The sequence below is a fragment of the Nocardioides convexus genome, assembly GCF_011090295.1.
The window spans coordinates 2,752,751-2,770,914 of the sequence record NZ_JAAMYA010000001.1 but is presented as its reverse complement, the minus strand read 5'-3'; the positions used below and the strand labels follow the sequence as shown (position 1 = coordinate 2,770,914).

General features: G+C 74.2%; 19 protein-coding genes and 4 pseudogenes. 11 read left to right on the top strand and 12 right to left on the bottom strand.

Translation table 11 applies throughout. The annotated features are described in order from the left end of the window. Positions 1 to 9: 9 nt before the first annotated feature. Positions 10 to 588: a TIGR00730 family Rossman fold protein gene (locus G5V59_RS20855; RefSeq protein ID WP_278257738.1), complete on the bottom strand. Its 579-nt coding sequence runs from the start codon at positions 586 to 588 to the stop codon at positions 10 to 12. A 64-nt stretch (positions 589 to 652) separates the two neighbouring features. Here G5V59_RS20855 and G5V59_RS20850 point away from each other — a divergent pair, with 64 nt between their 5' ends. From G5V59_RS20850 to G5V59_RS20840, 3 genes and pseudogenes are all read left to right on the top strand, one after another. Next, entirely contained in the window at positions 653 to 1,126 is a 474-nt protein-coding gene (locus G5V59_RS20850; RefSeq protein ID WP_278257737.1) for a hypothetical protein, read from the top strand. A gap of 133 nt (positions 1,127 to 1,259) precedes the next feature. Then, positions 1,260 to 1,538, top strand: a complete 279-nt coding sequence (locus tag G5V59_RS20845) for a hypothetical protein (RefSeq protein WP_278257736.1) — start codon at positions 1,260 to 1,262, stop codon at positions 1,536 to 1,538. Positions 1,539 to 1,891: 353 nt separating this feature from the next. Continuing rightward, positions 1,892 to 4,120 (top strand): annotated as a pseudogene (locus G5V59_RS20840) (UvrD-helicase domain-containing protein). Positions 4,121 to 4,673: 553 nt separating this feature from the next. Here the strand turns inward: G5V59_RS20840 and G5V59_RS20835 are convergent. After that, positions 4,674 to 5,105 carry an RNA polymerase sigma factor gene (locus tag G5V59_RS20835; protein ID WP_278257735.1) on the bottom strand — a complete coding sequence of 144 codons (432 nt, stop codon included), beginning with the start codon at positions 5,103 to 5,105 and terminating at the stop codon, positions 4,674 to 4,676. A gap of 205 nt (positions 5,106 to 5,310) precedes the next feature. Between G5V59_RS20835 and G5V59_RS20830 the strand changes: the two genes are divergently transcribed. The 8 genes from G5V59_RS20830 to G5V59_RS20795 all read left to right on the top strand — a co-directional run bounded on the left by G5V59_RS20830 (position 5,311) and on the right by G5V59_RS20795 (position 9,373). Then, entirely contained in the window at positions 5,311 to 5,757 is a 447-nt protein-coding gene (locus G5V59_RS20830; RefSeq protein ID WP_278257734.1) for an Asp23/Gls24 family envelope stress response protein, read from the top strand. After that, the gene (locus tag G5V59_RS20825; protein ID WP_278257733.1) at positions 5,757 to 6,065 is read left to right on the top strand and encodes a hypothetical protein; all 309 of its coding nucleotides are present in this window, start codon (positions 5,757 to 5,759) and stop codon (positions 6,063 to 6,065) included. The genes G5V59_RS20830 and G5V59_RS20825 overlap by 1 nt, the downstream gene beginning before the upstream one ends. Next, the gene (locus G5V59_RS20820) at positions 6,062 to 6,331 is read left to right on the top strand and encodes a hypothetical protein (RefSeq protein WP_278257732.1); all 270 of its coding nucleotides are present in this window, start codon (positions 6,062 to 6,064) and stop codon (positions 6,329 to 6,331) included. The genes G5V59_RS20825 and G5V59_RS20820 overlap by 4 nt, the downstream gene beginning before the upstream one ends. A gap of 32 nt (positions 6,332 to 6,363) precedes the next feature. Continuing rightward, positions 6,364 to 6,525: a DUF2273 domain-containing protein gene (locus G5V59_RS20815; protein ID WP_278257731.1), complete on the top strand. Its 162-nt coding sequence runs from the start codon at positions 6,364 to 6,366 to the stop codon at positions 6,523 to 6,525. Positions 6,526 to 6,534: 9 nt separating this feature from the next. Beyond that, entirely contained in the window at positions 6,535 to 7,998 is a 1,464-nt protein-coding gene (locus G5V59_RS20810) for a hypothetical protein (RefSeq protein WP_278257730.1), read from the top strand. A gap of 50 nt (positions 7,999 to 8,048) precedes the next feature. Beyond that, complete coding sequence (locus G5V59_RS20805; RefSeq protein ID WP_278257729.1) at positions 8,049 to 8,222, top strand: CsbD family protein; 174 nt, start codon at positions 8,049 to 8,051, stop codon at positions 8,220 to 8,222. A 62-nt stretch (positions 8,223 to 8,284) separates the two neighbouring features. Then, complete coding sequence (locus tag G5V59_RS20800) at positions 8,285 to 9,142, top strand: oxygenase MpaB family protein (protein WP_278257728.1); 858 nt, start codon at positions 8,285 to 8,287, stop codon at positions 9,140 to 9,142. Between the two features lie 9 nt (positions 9,143 to 9,151). Further along, on the top strand, positions 9,152 to 9,373 hold the full coding sequence (locus tag G5V59_RS20795; RefSeq protein WP_278257727.1) for a hypothetical protein: 222 nt from the start codon (positions 9,152 to 9,154) through the stop codon (positions 9,371 to 9,373). A 10-nt stretch (positions 9,374 to 9,383) separates the two neighbouring features. On the opposite strand, the gene G5V59_RS20790 is transcribed toward G5V59_RS20795, so the two are convergent. From G5V59_RS20790 to G5V59_RS20740, 10 genes and pseudogenes are all read right to left on the bottom strand, one after another. Further along, positions 9,384 to 9,794 (bottom strand): hypothetical protein, encoded by a 411-nt coding sequence (locus G5V59_RS20790; protein ID WP_278260326.1) that lies wholly within the window; start codon positions 9,792 to 9,794, stop codon positions 9,384 to 9,386. A gap of 102 nt (positions 9,795 to 9,896) precedes the next feature. Next, positions 9,897 to 10,805: a hypothetical protein gene (locus tag G5V59_RS20785; RefSeq protein ID WP_278260325.1), complete on the bottom strand. Its 909-nt coding sequence runs from the start codon at positions 10,803 to 10,805 to the stop codon at positions 9,897 to 9,899. Next, entirely contained in the window at positions 10,805 to 11,476 is a 672-nt protein-coding gene (locus G5V59_RS20780) for a sulfatase-like hydrolase/transferase (protein WP_278257726.1), read from the bottom strand. Before G5V59_RS20780 ends, G5V59_RS20785 begins: the two co-directional genes overlap by 1 nt. A gap of 708 nt (positions 11,477 to 12,184) precedes the next feature. Further along, a pseudogene (locus G5V59_RS20775) lies at positions 12,185 to 12,436 on the bottom strand (ATP-binding cassette domain-containing protein); the annotation flags it as partial. Positions 12,437 to 12,894: 458 nt separating this feature from the next. After that, positions 12,895 to 13,266 (bottom strand): annotated as a pseudogene (locus G5V59_RS20765) (ATP-binding cassette domain-containing protein); the annotation flags it as partial. Continuing rightward, a complete protein-coding gene (locus tag G5V59_RS20760) occupies positions 13,236 to 14,294 on the bottom strand; it encodes a hypothetical protein (protein WP_278257725.1) in 1,059 nt (352 codons plus the stop codon). The gene G5V59_RS20760 and the pseudogene G5V59_RS20765, both read right to left, overlap by 31 nt. Next, on the bottom strand, positions 14,291 to 15,502 hold the full coding sequence (locus tag G5V59_RS20755; RefSeq protein ID WP_278257724.1) for an ABC transporter permease: 1,212 nt from the start codon (positions 15,500 to 15,502) through the stop codon (positions 14,291 to 14,293). Before G5V59_RS20755 ends, G5V59_RS20760 begins: the two co-directional genes overlap by 4 nt. 322 nt (positions 15,503 to 15,824) lie before the next feature. Beyond that, a pseudogene (locus G5V59_RS20750) lies at positions 15,825 to 16,067 on the bottom strand (ABC transporter substrate-binding protein); the annotation flags it as partial. A 23-nt stretch (positions 16,068 to 16,090) separates the two neighbouring features. Then, on the bottom strand, positions 16,091 to 16,513 hold the full coding sequence (locus G5V59_RS20745; RefSeq protein ID WP_278257723.1) for an ABC transporter substrate-binding protein: 423 nt from the start codon (positions 16,511 to 16,513) through the stop codon (positions 16,091 to 16,093). Next, on the bottom strand, positions 16,510 to 17,988 hold the full coding sequence (locus G5V59_RS20740) for a hypothetical protein (protein WP_278257722.1): 1,479 nt from the start codon (positions 17,986 to 17,988) through the stop codon (positions 16,510 to 16,512). Before G5V59_RS20740 ends, G5V59_RS20745 begins: the two co-directional genes overlap by 4 nt. Positions 17,989 to 18,164: the final 176 nt, after the last annotated feature.

Here is an 18,164-nt window from a genome sequence, read left to right as displayed (position 1 = left end):
CCGCCTTCCTCAACCGGAAGAAGGCCTGACCCGGCTCGCCAGCCCGGCGAGCGCGCTGTCGAGGTCGTCGGCCACGACCGCGTCGTCGAGCGTGGACTGGCGCAGGAACCCCGCGTCGACCAGGCCCTGCAGCGCGCCGAGCAGCGGCTGCCAGAAGCCGCCGACGTCGTAGAAGCAGACCGGGTCGTCGTTGAAGCCGATCTGGCGCCGACTCCAGACCTCGATGACCTCCTCCAGGGTGCCGAGGCCGCCGGGCAGGCAGAGGAAGGCGTCGGCCTTCTCGGCCATCAGCGCCTTGCGCTCGTGCATGGTCTCCACGACGTGCACCTCGGTGAGGTCGTCGCGGCCCCACTCGCGCTCGACCATCGAGCGCGGGATCACGCCGATCACCTCGCCGCCCGCGTCGAGCGCGCCCTGCGCGACCGCACCCATCAGCCCGCTCCCGCCGGCGCCGTAGACCAGGCCGAGTCCGCGCTCGGCGAGTCCCTTCCCGACGTCGTACGCCGAGCGGACCAGGGCCTCGTCCCTGCCGGGCGAGGAGGCGCAGAAGACGGCGACACGGCGCAGCCCGGGGCTCTCGGTGCTCATGGCGTCGAGGCTAGGCCAGCCGCCGGCTCGCCGCTGCGTGCGGGCGCGTGGCAGCATCCGTGCCGTGACGACCTCGACGACCCACGGCGTGGTCTCGGTGCGCGGATGGAGCGTGACCGCGGTGCCGGAGGGACGGTGCGTGCTCCGGGACGAGGCGGGACGGGTCCGCGCGTCGTACCCGGTGGTGCCGGGCCGGCCCCTGGCGATGGGTGAGGTCGCGGTCAGCCTGCCCCAGGGCGAGGCCGTGCTCTTCAACGGCCGCCCCGGTGCCGCCCGGCGCTCCTCGCACGACGGGCACGTGACGTTGGACGGGCGCCGCTACACCTACCGGCACCGTTGGTGGCGTCGTCCCCTGGAGGTACGTCGCGACGGCGTCCTCGTCGCGGTGCTGCGCGCGCCCCGCGGCGGGGTCCGGGTCGTCCACGACGCGGTCGCCGACGACACCGACCGGCTGGCCGTGGCGCTGGGCGAGGTCGCCGTGCGGCCCGGGCGCGAGGGCGCGATCTCGACCCTGCTCGACGGGCTCAGCGGGCTCTGACCGCTCAACCCTCCAGGTACGACGTGAGCGCGGCGACCAGCGTCGTGTGCGCCCGGTCGACGTCGATCGAGGTGCCGAAGACCTGGTCCATCCGCAGCCCGCGCATCGCGCTCGGCAGCACCTCGGCGACGTCGTGCGCGCGCTGGTCGCTGTAGCCCTCGCCGAGGCCGTCGAAGAAGACGAGGAAGGCCCGCTCCCACAGGCTCGTCGAGGTGGGCGAGCGAGGCCGCGGTCCTCGGGTGGGTCTCGGCGAGCACGTCGCGAGGCCGGGGGAGCCCGGCCCGGATCGTCTCCACCGCGACGGCGTACGGCGACGCCAGCACCCCGCGGTAGAGGTCGGCCACCTCGGCGACCCGGCCCGCGACGGTCTCGCTCACCGGCTCGGCCCACAGCCCCGGGCCGGCGTCGATGATCAGGTCGACCACCGCCGACCAGAACCCGTCCGAGTCGCCGAACAGGTTCTGCACCGATCCCCAGCCTGAGCCCGGACTCCTTGGCGACCAGGTTGATGGAGACCGCCTCCGGTCGTCCGTCCCCCAACAGCCGCAGTGCCGTCGACAACAAGCTTGCTCCCGCGCCGCGACCCCGCGGCGGTTCGGCTTGCGTGTCGAAGCGGTCGGATCATTTGGCGTCGTACTCATCAGCCCCCCTCGGCGATGCCCTGCCCGCATTCTGACACTGCCTTGGGCCTGTAGAGTTGACTGCTTGCTGAACGGAATCCGTTCGGCGCCGGGATCGAGAGCGGACAGCGGGGGCATCGAGTCAGTGGCAGACGAGCTGGTGGCGCGCGAGGTCGCGGCCGAGCAGGTCTTCGTCGACCGGGTCTACCGGCAGCCTGGAGGAGGCCGGGAAGGCCGCCCAGCAGCCTGGCGAAGGAGGGGCACTCCCGCGGTCGGCTGGGGCACGAGGGTGGTCTCGTGGAGCGGGACGCGATGGTGTTCCAGGCGGCCAAGCGGATCGCCCAGCCTGGACGCCGCCCAGGAGGGCCTGGTCTTCGGGCGCCTGGACCTCGACGCGGCCCTCGACCCGCAGCCGCGCTACGTCGGCCGGATCGGCCTGCGGGACGACAACCGCGACTCGCTCCTCATCGACTGGCGCGCCCCCGCGGCCGCCGTGTTCTACCAGGCGACCGCCGCCGAGCCGCAGTCGGTGATCCGCCGACGCGTGCTGCGCAGACTCCGGCGCGCGCGTGGTCGGCGTGGAGGACGAGTCTGCTGGACGCCGATGCCGCGGCCGCCGCCGAGGAGCAGGGCCGCGAGCCTGCCCATCGTCGGCGAGGGCGCGCTGATGGCGCAGGCTCTCCCGGGCCCGCGACCGCTCCATGCACTCCATCGTCGCGACCATCCAGGCCGAGCAGGACAAGGCGATCCGGGCACCCGCCAAGGGCGTCGTGAGCATCTCCGGCGGTCCCGGCACGGGCAAGACGGTGGTCGCGCTGCACCGGGCGGCGTTCCTGCTCTACACCGACCGGCAGCGCTACGAGCGCGGCGGCGTCCTCGTGGTCGGCCCCTCGGGCGTGTTCATGCGCTACATCGAGCGCGTGCTGCCCTCGCTGGGCGAGACCGCGGTCGCGCTGCGCAGCCTCGGCGAGGTCGTCGACGACGTGCGCACCACCCGCCACGACGAGCCGGCGGTCGCCGACGTCAAGGGCTCGGCGCGGATGGCGGAGGTCATGCGTCGTACGGCTCGGCAGCAGGTGCCGGGCAGCCCGCGGGAGTACCGCGTCTTCTGGCGCGACGACCGCCCGGTCCTCGACCGCGGCCGGCTCGGCCAGATCCGCCGCCAGGCTGATGTCCTCGGGCCTGCGCAACAAGCAGGCTGCCTCGCGTGTCGAACGCTCTGCTCGACGCACTGTGGCGCCAGGTCCGCGGCGAGCGCGGCCGGGAGCAGGGCCGGGAGAAGTTCAACGAGGAGATCCTGGGCCGCGACGACTTCCTCGACTTCGCGCTCGCCTTCTGGCCGCCGCTGGACGCGCCGACCGTGCTCTGCTGGCTGCGCGACCCCGAGTTCCTGGCCCGGGTCTGCGACGGCGTGCTGTCGGCCGAGGAGCAGCGCCTGCTCGCGAAGTCCTGGGCGCACCTCGATCCCAGTCGCCCGATCAGCGGACAGATCGCCATCGAGGACGTGCCGCTGCTCGACGAGTCTGCGCTACGCGCTCGGCGACGTCCCGCAGAAGGCCGAGGACGAGCGTGACGACCCGCTCGCCGTGATCGAGGGGGCGGTCAACATCCAGGAGCCTGATGACCGCCTCGGACCGTGAGTTCGCCAGCGGGCCCGCCCGGCGCCCGCCGACGTCGAGCATCGAGGACGACGGATACGCCCACGTCCTCGTCGACGAGGCGCAGGACCTCACCCCGATGCAGTGGCGGATGGTCGGGCGCCGGGGCCGGACCGCCTCGTGGACCATCGTCGGCGACCCTGCCCAGTCCTCCTGGCCGCTGCCCGCCGAGGCCCGTGACGCGCGCGCCGCGGCGCTGGAGCGCAAGCAGGTCCACGAGTTCCACCTGTCCACGAACTACCGCAACTCCGCGGAGATCTACGCCCACGCGGCGGCGTACGCCGAGCGGGTGGGTCTCGACGCCGACCTGCCCGACGCCGTACGACGCACGGGCGAGGAGCCGCGGGTGCTGCCCGCCGAGCCGGACCTCGAGTCCGCCACCCGGGCCGCGGTGCTGGAGGTCGCCGGGCGCGTGTCCGGGACGGTAGGCATCGTCGTACCGGTCGCCCGGAGGTCGGAGGTCAACGCCTGGCTGGCCTCGTGGCCCGAGCTCGCCGAGGACGCCGCCGGTGCCCGCGCCGCCGTCGACTCCTCGGTCACGCCCTCGGGCGAGGACCGGGTCGTCGTGCTCACCGGCCTCGACACCAAGGGCCTGGAGTTCGACGGCATCGTCGTGGTCCGCCCGCAGGAGATCGAGGACGAGTCGGCCACCGGGCGCGCGACCCTCTACGTCGTGCTGACCCGCGCCACGCAGGCTGCTCACCACGGTCGGCTGAGCGGGCTCAGACCTCGCGCGGGTCGCCGGGGACGACGTCCTCGAAGGCGATCTCGACCTGCGCCGGGCCGAGGCCCGGGTCGGGGCCCAGCAGGTCGCGGACCACGGCGAGCACCTCGGCGCGGACCTGCTCGGCCAGGCTCGGGCAGGCTCGACGCCGTACGCCGCGGCGAGGCGCACCCGGACGGCGCTCAGCCGACGCTCGTGCACCTCGAGGTCGAGACCGGTCGGGGCGTGGGTGGGCGCCGACTGCAGGAGCCGGCGCAGCGCGGTGGTGAGGATCCGGCTGGACAGGTAGGTGCGCGAGCCGGCCGCGTCCTGCGCGGCCTGGCCGGCGGGGGTGTGCACCAGCAGCGGCTCGCCGGGCCGGGCCAGCGAGGCCACCCGCCGCATGACGGAGGAGGACACCTCGACCCAGCCGGGCTCGGTCCGCCGGGCCGCCGCCAGGGCGCGGGTCAACGGGTCGTCGGGCTCTAGCGCCATCTCGCCATCCTTTCCGAGACGGTCCGCCGGGCACGGTACAGGCTGTCCGCGCACGCTGCCCACCGGCAACGTCAGCGTGGTCGCGATCTCCTCGTAGGCTCATCTCCTCCAGGCTCCCGCAGCAGCCACACGGCGCGCTGCTGCCAGGGGAGGCTCGTCGAGACACTCCTGCAGCGCCTCCAGCAGGCTCCTCGTCCAGCACCTGGCGCAGCGCGTTGTCCTCGGTGCCCGGCACCAGGTGGGAGAGGAGCCTGGTCGTCGACGGGGACCGCCTTGCGCACCCGCAGGAGGTCCGCGGCGCGGCGGTGCACGATCCGGAACAGCCAGGTCTTCAGGCTCGAGGTGCCGGCGAAGGTGGGCAGACCCTGCCAGGCCGAGACGAGCGCGTCCTGGGTGACCTCGGCCGCGTCGGCGTCGCTGCCGCCGACCAGGCGCAGGGCGTAGCGGTGCATGCCCGGACCGTGTCGCTGGACCAGCACGGCGAACGCCTCCTCGTCGCCCACGCGCGCGGCGCGGACCAGTGCCTCATCGCTCGCGGCACCCAGGTGCGCGCGCCCCCCGTCTCCCCCGACACACCTGGGGGGTGCCCGAAGTGCCGTCGCGGATACCCGGCGGCGCACTGTGTCCCACCTCACAAGGGCTGGTGCGTGACGAATCGGGGCCGGCGCACGACCAACCTGTGTCAACGCAGACGTCCAAGGAGAGAACATGAGCGAGAAGCAGGCCACCACCACCCCCGAGGTACGCCGCGACGCGGGGGCCCTGGTCTCCGAGCAGGGCCGCACCTCGATCGCCGACACGGTCGTGTCGAAGATCGCCGGCATCGCGACCCGCGAGATCACCGGCGTGCACGACCTCGGTGGCGGCACGGCCCGCGCCGTCGGGGCCATCCGCGACCGGATCCCCGGCTCCCGCACCAACCTCGCGCAGGGCGTGGCCGTGGAGGTGGGCGAGCGGCAGGCCGCCGTCGACCTCGACATCGTCGCCGAGTACGGCGTCGCGATCGCCGACCTCGCCGGCGCGGTCCGCCGCAACGTCATCACCTCGGTCGAGCGGATGACCGGCCTCGAGGTCACCGAGGTCAACATCACCGTCCACGACATCCACGTCGAGGACGAGTCCGACGACGACGCGGCGGCTGCGCGGGTCGAGTGATGTCCAGCGAGGTGCAGCCCATCGAGCCGGCCGAGCCGGCCGAGGCGGTCGCGGCCGCCGTGCGCGCCGTGCCCGGGGTCCTCGACCTGCACGGCGGGCTGCTGAGCGAGGTCGCGACCTACCTGCCGGGCCGCATGGTCCGCGGGGTCCGGCTCCGCGAGCCCGGGGCCGAGGTCCACGTGGTCCTCGCCTGGGGTGCGCCGCTGGAGGAGACGAGCGCCGCGGTGCGCGCCGCCGCGGCCGGCGTGGTCGGCCTGCCGGTCGACGTGTGGGTGCAGGACGTCCGCGACCCCGCGGAGTCGTCGTGACCCCCTCGGAGCGCCGGGCGCTGCTGCGCCGGCACCACCCGGACCTGGGCGGCGACCCGGACGACTTCGTCCGGCTGCTCGCCGCCCTGGACCGGGATCCCGCGCCGGCGAGCGTCACCGCCGGGCCGGACGCCGGGACGACCACCGTGCTGACCCATCGGCCGCTGCGCTCGGCGTGGCGCCGTCGTACCCGTCTGCTGGCCCTGCGGGTCAGCACGGGCCTACCGCGCCGCCTGCCGGGCGCGCGGCGCTACGGCCGGCTCTGAGACCCGGCGCCGGACTCTCGAAAGGAAGCACCATGACCACCTCCACCCTCGGGCTGATCGCCGGCCTGCTCCTCACCGTCGCCGTCGTCACCGGCGGCCTGGTCGGGCTGCTGCTCGGCGTCGTCCTCGGCACCGCCGGCTACCTCGTCGGGGCGCACGTCGACGGCCAGGCTCGACCTCGGCGAGCCTGCTGAGGAACCGTCGTGGCTGACGCGATCGATCCCGCCGAGCGCGGCCGGCTCGACGTCCGCGACCGGGTGCTGACGCGGATCGTCGAGCAGGCGGTCCGCGGCCTGGGCGCGAGCTCGGAGCGCACCTCCGTCCTCGGCGAGGGCGTCGGCAGGCTCACCGGCCAGCAGGCTGCCCCGCGCCGACGTCCGCGTGGTCGGGCGGGCCGTGCACCTGCACGTCGAGGTCGGCTGCGCCTGGCCGCGGCCGCTCGGCGCCTTCGCCGAGCAGGTGCGCTCCACCCTCCGCGAGGAGGTACGACGCCAGACGGGCCTCGAGGTCCGCACGCTCGAGGTCGTGGTGCACCCGCTCGTGACCGCGACCGGCGGAGGGAGGGTCGCATGAGCACGCAACCTGTCCCGCGCGGGCGCCCGGCCGTCGCGGCCACGGGCGTGCTGCTGGCACTGCTGCTGCTCGCCGCGGGTGCCGCCCTCGTCGTGGACGCGCTCGGCAGCGGCGGGCGGGAGCGCTCCGCGTCCGTGCGCTGGCTGCTGGAGCAGGCTCGACGGCCTGCGCCCGGACGGGGCCACCACGGCGATCGGCGTCGGTGTGGCCGTGGTCGGCCTCGCCCTCGTCGTGCTCGCGCTGCGGCCGCGCCCCCGCACCCACCTTCCCGCCGGGGAGCCGGACCTGTGGCTGACCCCCGGGCGGCCGGCGTGCTCGCCGCCGAGGAGGCCGAGCAGCACCGGGACGTGCTCTCGGCGCGTGTGGCCTCGGCGAGCCGGCGCCGCGTCGTGCTGGCCGTGGTGCCCCGCGAGATCGACCCGCCGGCCGAGCCTGGCCGCGGCCGTGCGCACCGCCGTCGTCGAGGCGGTGCCCGCGCTGCAGCGCAGCCGCGTCGTCGTCCGGGAGGAGGAGGGATGAGCGAGCGACACCTGACCGATCGCCTCCTGGTCCTGCTGACCGGGCTCGGCCTGGTCGCCGGCGGCCTGGTCCTGGTGGACTGGCGCCAGGAGCGGGTGCTCTCCCTGGAGCCGGTCCTGCGCACCACCTCCGCGCTCGACCTGCTCGACCGCGAGTGGTGGCCCTGGGCCCAGGGCGGCGCCGGGGCCGTGCTCGCGCTGCTCGCGCTGTGGTGGCTGCTCGCGCACCTGCCGCGCCGCGGCCCGTCGTCCCTCTCCCTGCCGGCGCCGGAGGGCTCCGACCGGTTCGAGGTGGCCACCGGTCCGCTCGGCGACGTGCTGGCCGAGCGCCTGGAGAGCACCGGGACCCTCGACCGTGCCCATGTCGGCTTCCGGCGCCACCGCGGCCGGACCACCGCGACCGTGCGGGCCCAGGTCGCCGCCGACGCCGACCTCGCCGCCGTCCGGGCCGCGGTCGCGGAGGTCGCGGCGGAGGCCGAGGCCGCGGCGGACGTCGACGTGCAGTTCCGGCTCGCCGCCCCGCGCCGCGCGGGCAGCCCGCGCCGCAGCCGTCGCGGCACCGTGCGGCTCCAATGATCAGCCGGGGGCACACCGCCCCCGGTCCCCCCACCCCAAGGAGGAAGAAGATGGGTTTCACCGAGAAGGCCAAGAACGCCGCCGAGGACCTCGCGGGCAAGGCCAAGGAGGCCGCCGGCAAGGTGACCGGCAACGAGGAGCTCGAGGCCGAGGGCAAGACCGACCAGGCGAAGTCCTCCCTCAAGGACGGCGTCGAGGACGTCAAGGACGCCTTCAAGAAGTGAGTCGTCCCGGAGGGCCCGGTCCGCGAGGGCCGGGCCCTTCCGTCGTCCCGCACACTGGAGGGATGAGCGTGCGCGACCGCCTGGGCCAGGCGATCTTCCACCGGGTCGCCGGTCCCGACGGTGCCCGCCACCGGGACCGGATCCACGGCCGCCCGGGCCCGCGCTGGTTCGCGCCGGACAGCGCGATCGTGCGGGTGCACGGGGATGCCTCGATGTTCGTCGGCGGCATCCGCGCGCTGCTGCTGCAGAGCCTGCACCCGGCCGCCATGCGAGCGGTGTCCGAGCACTCCGGCTACCGCGGAGACATGTGGGGCCGCCTGGCCCGCACCAGCCGCTTCCTCGCGGTGACCACCTTCGGCACGGCCGAGGACGCGCAGCAGGCCGTCGACGCGGTACGCGCGATCCACGACCGGATCAGCGGGACGATGCCCGACGGCTCGTCGTACGCCGCCTCCGACCCGCACCTGCTGCGCTGGGTGCACGTCGCCGAGGTCGACAGGCTTCCTGCGCGCCCACCAGCGCTACGGCGCCGCGCCTCTCGACGCCGCCGGCCGCGACGAGTACGTCGCCCAGACCGCCGAGGTCGCCCGCCGCCTCGGCGTCGTCGACCCGCCGGCCACCGAGGCGGAGCCTGGCCGCCGTCCTCGCGGGCTACCGGCCCGAGCCTGCGCGGCACCCCCGAGGCCCGCGAGGCGGTGACCTACGTGCTGCTCCGCCCGCCGTTGCCCCTGCTCGCCCGTCCGGCCTACGGCGTCCTGGCCGCCGCCGCCGTCGGCCTGATGCCCACCTGGACCCGGCTCCCGCTGCGGCTGCCGTGGCTGCCGGTCACCGAGCGCACCGTGGTCCGGGTGCTCGGTGGGGCGGCGGTCGACACCGTGCGCTGGGCGATGACGCCTCCGCCGGCCCGCGCGGCGACGTAGCATCGCCCCATGGAGCGGGACGAGGACGAGCCGCAGCCGTGGCTGCCCGGCGAGCACCTGCCGAACGACGCCCGGCGGATGGGGCTGAGCCGCAACGTGCCCGACGGCGCGATGCTCGACTTCGCCGGCGCCCTCGACAGCCGCAAGACCTCGCACCGGCTGGTCGCCTGGGTGCTGCTCGCGGCCTTCCTGGTGCCGGTCCTGCTGACGGTGCTGCGCCTGCTCGGCTGAGCCGGCCCGCTCACTGCACGACCAGGGCGGCCTCCACCTGCTGCTCGACGCTGGGCTGCAGCGCGTCCTCACCGGTCGCGATCGCGACGCTCTCGATCCGGCCCGTGAACGCGAAGCCGTCGCGGGTGCCGTAGTCGGGCGTGACCGGCGTGCCGCGGTCGATGCCCACGTCGAGCGTCTGGTCCATCGAGAACATGTACGGCAGGGTGCGCTCGATCCGGCCCTCGCCGACCTCGACGCCGTCCACCAGCAACCGGATCCCGGCGCCGAGCCCGAGCCCGCCCCCGTCGTAGGCGACGTGCAGGCTCGGCGACGCGCGCGCCGGCCGCCAGGGGGACGCTCGCGCGCACGTGGGTCCACTCGATCGCGGCGTAGCCTGTAGGCCCAGGTGAGCAGGCCGTCCTTGACGTAGAGCGACCACCCGCCGAACCAGCCGCCCTGCGCGACCAGCACCCCGTCGCCGGGCGCGGCGAGGCGGACGGTGACCCGGTGCGAGGCGTTCCGGACGGCCGGTACGGCGTCGTCACGCAGCCGTCCCGCGCCCGGCCCGAGCACGATCGAGGCCGGCGGGGCGGGCCGGCCGGAGCCGGCGGCGGAGAAGCGCCGGGCCGGCCTTGTCGTCCATCGGCAGCACGTGGTTGCGCCGCGCCTCGGCCAGGAAGAGGCTCCTGCAGCGCGGCCAGCCGCTCCGGCTCGGCGGCCGCGAGGTCGCGCGCCTGGGTCCAGTCCGTGGTGGTGTCGTAGAGCCTCCCACCGGTCGTCCTCGAAGCGCGGCGTCTCCACCGAGGCGGGGTGCCAGGGTGCCTTGTGCGCGGCCACCGCCGTCCAGCCTTCGTGGTAGATCCCGCGGTTGCCGAACATCTCGAAGTACTGCGTGGTGTGCCGCTCGGCGGCCGCGGCGTCGTCGAAGGAGTAGGCGAAGGAGACCCCGTCGAGCGGCTCCTGCGGCACTCCGTCGATCGTCTCCGGGACGGGCACGCCGGCGACCTCCAGCAGGGTCGGCAGGACGTCGTTGACGTGGTGCCACTGGTGCCGCAGGCTCGCCGCGCGCGCGGATCCCGGCGGGCCAGTGCACGACGAGCCCGTTGCGGGTGCCGCCGTAGTGCGAGGCGACCTGCTTCGTCCACTGGTACGGCGTGTCCATCGCCACCGCCCACCCGGCCGGGTAGTGCGCGTAGGACTCCGGTCCGCCCAGGCTCGCCGGGGTGCTCCTCGAGGAAGGCCGCGATCCGCTCCGGTGACTCGGCGATGCCGTTGAAGTGCAGGGTCTCGTTGAGGGTGCCGGCGGGGCCGCCCTCGGCCGAGGCGCCGTTGTCGCCGAGAACGTAGAGCACGATCGTGTTCTCCAGGCTCGCCCCGTGCCCGCAGCGCCTCGACCACGCGGCCGACCCGGGCGTCGGTGTGCTCGGCGAAGGCGGCGTACAGGCTCCATCAGGGCCTGCCCGGTCTCCCGCTCCAGACTCGGAGATCTCGTCCCAGTGGGGGACCCCGGGCGTCCACGGCGCCAGGCTCCGCGTCCTCCGGCACGACGCCCAGGGCCTGCTGCCGCGCGAGGGTGATCTCGCGCTGGCGGTCCCAGCCGTGCGCGAACTCCCCGCGGTAGCGCTCCCGCCACTCCTCGGGCACCTGGAAGGGCGCGTGGGTCGCGCCGAACGCGAGGTAGCAGAACCACGGCTTGTCCGGTGCGTGCGTGCGGACGTCGCCGGTCCACGCGATCGCGCGGTCGGCGAGGTCCTCCGACAGGTGGTAGCCCTGCGCCGGGGTTCGCGGCGGGTCGACGAAGGTGGTGCCGTCGACGAGGGTCGGCTCGAACTGGCTCGCCTCGCCACCGAGGAAGCCGTAGAAGCGGTCGAAGCCCTCGTGCGTGGGCCAGCGGTCGAACGGGCCGGCCGCGGTCTGCTCCCACGGCGGGGTCTGGTGCCACTTGCCGAACGCGCCGGTGCTGTAGCCGTTGGCCTGCAGCACCTGGGCGAGGGTGCCGGCGCTGCGGGGGCGCAGGCCGTCGTAGCCGGGGGCGCCGGTGGAGATCTCCATGACGGTGCCGACGCCGACGGCGTGGTGGTTGCGGCCGGTCATCAGCGCGGCCCGGGTGGGCGAGCACATCGCGGTGGTGTGGAAGCGGGTGTAGCGCAGGCCGTCCTCGGCGAGTCTGCTCGGCGACCGGCGTGCGGCACGGCCCGCCGAAGGCGGAGGAGGCGCCGAAGCCCATGTCGTCGAGCAGGACGACGAGCACGTTCGGCGCCCCCTCCGGGGCCCGCAGCCGCTCGCGCCCCGGGAGAGGCGCGTCCTGGTCGCGGACGTCGAGGGCGGCCTCGAAGGCCGGGCGGGTGCGGTGGAAGGGCAGGTGGCGGCGCTCGCTCACGACGCGAGCCTCCTTCACCCGACGGCCGCGGCGGGCCGGGTCCGGCACCGGGACCGCGTCGAGCAGACGGCGGGTGTAGTCCTCGGCGGGGTGCGCGAACACCCGCTCCACCGGCCCCTCCTCGACGAGCCTGCCCGCGCGCAGCACGGCCACCCGGTCGGCGACGCGGTGCACGACGGCGAGGTCGTGGCTGATGAACAGGCACGCGAAGCCCAGGCTCGGCCTGGAGGTCCGCGAACAGGTCGAGCACCCGCGCCTGCACCGACACGTCGAGCGCGCTGGTCGGCTCGTCGGCCACCAGCAGGGTCGGCTCCAGCGCGAGGGCGCGGGCCAGGGCGACCCGCTGGCGCTGGCCGCCGGAGAGCTCGCGCGGTCTCCGGGCGGCGTACGACGGCGGGAGCCTGGACCGCGTCGAGGAGCGCGGCGACGCGGGCGTCCCGCTCGGCCGTCGTACCGACCCGGTGGATGTCGAGCGGCTCGCGGATGCTGGCGCCGACGGTGAACCGCGGGTCCAGCGAGGCCTCCGGGTCCTGGTGCACGAACGCCAGCCCGCGGCGCAGTGCGCGGCGCTCGGAGCGCGGCGCGGCGAGCACGTCGGTGCCGCCCAGCAGGACCTGACCGCCGGCGAGCGGGACCAGCCCCGCGGCCAGCCGGCCGAGCGTGGTCTTGCCGGAGCCGGACTCGCCGACCAGTCCGACCACCTCGCCCGGGCGCACCGCGAGGGTGACGTCGTCGACGGCGGGGAAGGCCCGGCCACGCCGGCGCGAGCCGTAGCGGACGTGGACGTTGCGCAGGCTCCACCACCGGCGTCTCCTCGCTCGCGGCCGCCTGCTCGGCAGCCACCGGCGTCGCGTCCAGGTCGGGCAGCCGGAGCACGGACCCCAGCAGCGCCTGGGTGTACGGCTCGCGCGGCCGGGCGAAGAGCCTGGCGGGTCTCGCCGCTCTCGACCACGTTGCCGGCCTGCAGCACCACGACCCGGTCGGCGATCTCCGCGACGACACCCATGTTGTGGGTGATCAGCACGATGGCGGTGCCGGTGCGCTCGCGGATCGTGTGCAGCAGCCGCAGGATCTCGGCCTGCACGGTGACGTCGAGCGCGGTGGTCGGCTCGTCGGCGAGCAGCACCTCCGGCTCGTTCGCCAGCGCCAGGGCCAGCACCACGCGCTGCTTCTGGCCACCGGAGAGCCTGGTGCGGGTACGACGCCAGGCGCCGCTCCGGCTCGGGGATCTCCACCTGGCGCAGCAGGCTCGACGGCTCGCTCCTGGGCGTCCTTGCGGGAGACCTTGCCGTGGGCACGCAACGCCTCGCGGAGCCTGCCAGCCGATGGTCCGCACCGGGTTGAGCGCGGTCTGCGGCTCCTGGAAGACCATCGCGATCCGCCGCCCGCGCACCCGGTTGAGGGCGCGCTCGTCGAGCGCGAGGAGGTCCCGGCCGTCGTACCGGATCGTGCCGCTCGCCCGCGCTCCGGGCGGCAGCAGGCCGAGCACGGCGCGGGCGGTCATCGACTTGCCGGAGCCGGACTCGCCCACCAGGGCGAGGATCTCCCCGCGTTCGAGGACGACCGAGACGTCCTCGACCGCGGGGCGCGGGTGGGCGAAGGAGATGGCGAGGTGCTCGATCGCGAGCACCGGGGACTCGGTGGTCTCGGCAATCTCGGGAATCTCAGGCACGACGGGCCTCCGCGAGGGACTGGGAGATGAGCAGGAGACCGAGGACCAGCGCGACCACGACGGCCAGCGGGCCCACGGCGAAGAACGGGGCGTCGTGCAGCAGCCGCACGCCGTCCTTGATGAGGGAGCCGAGCGAGGGGTGCGGCGGTCGTACGCCGAGCCCGAGGAAGGCTCATCGCGCCCTCGATGAACACCGCCACCGACATCGACACGGCGAGACTTGCACGGTCAGCGGCTCCAGCGAGTTCGGCAGCACGTGACGACGCAGCACCCACCAGGGGCCGGCGCCGGCGACCTGGGAGGCCTCCACGAAGGGCATCTCGCGCACGGTGCGCACCGAGGTCCGCACCAGCCGGCCGAAGACCGGGACCTCCAGCGTCACGATCACCACGCCCACCGTCAGCAGACCCGGCCCGAGGAAGGCGGTGATCAGGATGCCGAGGATCAGCGCGGGGAAGGCCAGGAGCAGGTCGAACACCCGCTGGGCCAGCACGTCGGTCACCGTCCACCAGCCTGGTGACCAGGCCGATCAGCACGCCGAGCAGCGCGCCTACCGGCACAGCCGCGAAGACCACGACCAGGTCCGCCCGCACGCCGTAGAGGGTGCGGGAGAGCAGGTCGCGGTTGACCTCGTCGGTGCCGAACCAGTGCTGCGCGGAGGGCCCGAGCAGGTTGGCGCCGCGGATCTGCTCCGTCGGGGAGTACGGCGCCAGCAGGGGAGCCAGCACGCCGAGGGCCACCACGAGGGCCACCAGCACCACGCCGGCCAGGCCCTTGCCCCGGCGCAGCGCGTGCAGGATGCCGTGGCGTCGTACCGGATCGGTGTCGGCGGGCAGCGGCCCCTCCGGCAGCGGGCTGAGCGGCTCGCCGGGCTCGACGGCGGTCACGGTCGGGGTCGCGGACATGTCAGGACACCCCCTGCAGGCGGACCCGCGGGTCCAGCCAGGCGTGGACGAGGTCGGTGGCGAGCCTGGGTGAGCACGAAGACCAGGACCGAGAGCAGCAGGAGCACCTGCACGACGGGGTAGTCACGCGCCGAGATGCCCTCCTCCACGAGCCGGCCGAGGCCGGGCCAGGCGAAGACCGCCTCGATGAGCACGGCGCCGCCGAGCAGCGTGCCGAACTGGATGCCCAGCACGGTCACCGTCGAGGGCAGGGCGTTGCGCAGGGCCTGCGTCGTCACGATCCGGCGGCGCGGGATGCCCAGCGCACGGGCGGTCGTGACGTAGGGCTTGCCGAGCTCGGTGTGCAGCGCCTCGGTGAGGAAGCGGGTCAGCGCCGCCCAGGCCGGCAGGGCCAGCGCCAGGGCGGGCAGCACGAGGTACTGGATCGCGATGTCGATGCGCTGGAAGAACCCGTCGGGCGGCGTACCGCCGGCGGGGAGGACGCGCAGCTGCACGGCGAACAGCAGCACGAGCAGCAGCCCGGTGGCGAAGGTCGGCACCGCGACGGCGAGCGTGTTCGCCGCCGAGAGCAGGGAGTTGAGCCACCGCTTGTCCCAGACCACCGCGGCGGTGCTGGTCGCGATCGCGCCGACCGAGGCCAGCACCAGCGCGGTCAGGGTGAGGACGATCGTGTTGACCGCGCCCGCGCCGATCAGGTCCGCGACGTCCCCCCCGAGCAGGTACGACGGACCGAGGTCGAGGTGCACCAGGTCGCCGATCCAGTGGAGGTACTGCGACCAGAAGGGCCGGTCGAGGCCGAGCTCGGCCCGGATCGCGGCCCGCGAGGCCTCGGTCGAGTCGGGGCCGGCCAGCACCGAGGCCGGGTCGCCGGGGACCCAGCGGATGAGGGCGAAGATCCCCAGGGAGGCGACGACGAGCACCAGGCCCGCCGACGCCACCCTGGTCAGGACGTAGCGCAGCACGGTGTCACCCGAGGTAGGCGCCGACGAGCCTGCGGCTCGCCCCGCTTGGACTCGTCCAGGTCGTGCACCTTCGCGGTGGAGGCGGTCTGGGGGAAGCGGACCGCGAGCCTCCAGCAGGAAGGCACCGTCGAGCAGGTCCTTGTTGAGCGCGGCGTAGTCCGCGGTCGTGACCTCGTCCGGCTTCTTCTTCCAGGCGGCGTCGGCGTGCTTGGCGTAGTCGGCGTTCACGTAGCGCGAGGCGTTGTGCTCGGCGTTGAACGGGTACGCCGAGACCGACAGCGTGGAGGGGTTGTACTGCGCGTAGGAGTGCTGCAGGATCCACAGCCCGTCGAACTTGGCGCCGATGAGCCGCTTGATCACGTCGGCCTGCTCGATCGGGTCGAGCCTGACCTCCACGCCGATCTCCTTCAGGTCGGCCTGGACGATCTGCGCGATGGCGTCGTAGTCGGGGTCGCCGGCGGAGTAGGTCAGCGGGATCACCGGCAGACTCGCCCTGGTCCGCGACGACCTGCTTGACGAGGTCACGCGCGGCGTCGAGGTCGTAGTCGTAGGTCTGGTTGGCCTTCGCGTCGTACGCCGGCGAGGTCTTCGACCACGGCAGGTTCACCGCGTCGGCGGTGCCGCGGTAGACCTCCTTGACGATCCGGTCGCGGTCCAGCGCGTGGGCGATCGCCTTGCGCAGGCGGATGTCTGCGAGGGCCTTGTTCTCGACGTTCGCGCCGACGTAGGTCTGGACGTCGGCGCCCTTCCACTGCTGGACGTCGAAGGCGTCGTCCTTGCCGAGGGACTCCAGGTCACGCTTGGTGCCGGCGAGGATCAGGTCGAGCCTGGCCCGAGCGGAGCCTGGGAGACCTGGGCCTGCGGGTCCGGGATGATCTCGACGTCGATGCCGTCGAGGTGGGCCTTGTCTCCCCAGTACTTCTCGTTGCGCTTCAGGGTGATCTTCGAGCCCGGCGCCCATCCCTCGAACGTGAACGGCCCGGTGCCGACGAACGCCTTCCCGGCGCGCACCTGCTCGAGCGAGCCGGAGTCGATGATCGGCAGGGTGTCGAGCAGGTCGAAGACGTTGCTCAGCGGGTGCGCGAAGGTCAGCGTGATCGCGTGCTCGTCGGAGGTGTCGAAGCCCGTGACGGCGGCCGCGGTGCGCTGGAACTGCACCGTCCACTTCGGGTCCGCCCAGGTCTTGATGCTGGCCTCCACGTCCTTGCTGGTGAAGGGGCGTCCGTCGTGGAAGGTCACGTCGTCGCGCGCACTGCAGGGTGAGCCTGGGTGCCGTCGTCGTTGAACTTCCACGAGGTGGCCAGGCGCGGCTTCGGCTCGACGCTGTCGAGCGGGTAGTCGACCAGGGAGTCGTAGACGTTGCCGATCAGCACGTTCGCCGCGTCGCTGGAGTTGGTGAAGATGCTCGCCGGCACGATGTCCTGGGCCGCGCCGACCCGGATCACCCCGCCGTCCTGGGGCTTGCCGGACCCCGAGCGCTGCTCGCCGACGGCCGAGGAGCACGCGCTGGCCAGGACCAGGGTGAGGGCGACGACGAGCGCGCCGAGCACGCGACGGTACGAGGATGCTGCAGGAGACACGGAAGTTCCTTTCGGGGAGGCAGGAGTGCCGAGAGAGAGGACGATCGAGCCTGGGGTCAGGCGCCGCGGCGCCGCGGACAGGCGCCGTCGGCGCCGACCGCTCCCAGCGGGTCGTCCAGCACCGGCCCGAGTGCCACGGTGCACGCGCTGATCGCCTGGATGTCCGCACCGAAGCGGGTGAACGAGACGGGCACCGGGTGCTCCAGTGCCGTGTGCGCGTCGTAGGAGTCGACGATGTCGTCGAGCAGACTCCGGGTCCCCGGTGAACGCCTGGCCGACGAGCACCACCCGGTCGGGGGAGAGCATGTCGCGCACCGAGCCCGCGAGCGCGCCGAGCGTGCGTGCGCGCTCGGCCGGGGCCAGCGTCGGGAGGGTGGCGGCGATGCAGCCCGTGCGGCCGCACGGGCACCGCACGGCAGAGCCGGTGGGGAAGTGGGTCAGGCTGGCGGCGCGGGTGACGTCGGTCTGCACACCGCGGTCGACGGCGACCGACCAGCCGATGGTGTCGCGGGCGTAGAGGTAGAGCGTCATCCCGCCCGTGCCGTGCCGTCGGTGCAGGAACTCGGTCGCCGCCACCGCCGAGATGTGGTCGCCGGTGCGCACCAGGAGACCTGTCGGCCGTGCAGGCTCGGCCTCCCGGTCCGAGGGCACCAGTCCGATCTCCCGCCACGGGGCGACCAGGCCCGCCGACAGCGGGACCCGGCCGGGTACGGCGCCGAGCAGCGTCGCGGCGATCCGGCTGAGTCTGCTCCAGGTCGGGCTCGGTGCCGAGCGGGCGTCGTACCGTGCGGGAGGAGAGGACGCGGCCGGTGAGACTCGCCGAGCGCGACGGTGGCGATCCGGCGCCCGACGTGGACACCGATGGTGACGTAGTGGGTGGGGTCGACCTCTACGGGTACGCCGGGCCGGCCGGTCACGCCCGCCCGGGCCTGGTCGGGACGCTCGCGCAGGAGGCCGGACTCGACGAGCCTGGGCGACCGTGCGGCCCACCGTCGCGATGCTCAGCCCGCTCGCGGCGGCGATCTCGTCTCGGGAGGCGCTGCGCGCACCCCGGACCTGCTCCATCACCTGGGCAGCGGCCGGGCTGAAGCGTCCCCGGGACACGGTGATGATCGGCGAGCGTGGCACGGGCACCTCCTCATTGACTAGTAAACGACTCGACAAACTGTAGGAGGTTGCGGCACCTGTGCAAGCCGGGTCCCGCAGAGTGGCCGGGTTCGGATCACGGTGAGCGAAAGCCTTGTCGCCACGCGGCGGGCTCTCCACCGTTGGGCACTCCTGTCCCCGACCTGCCGAAGGACCTCCCTCAT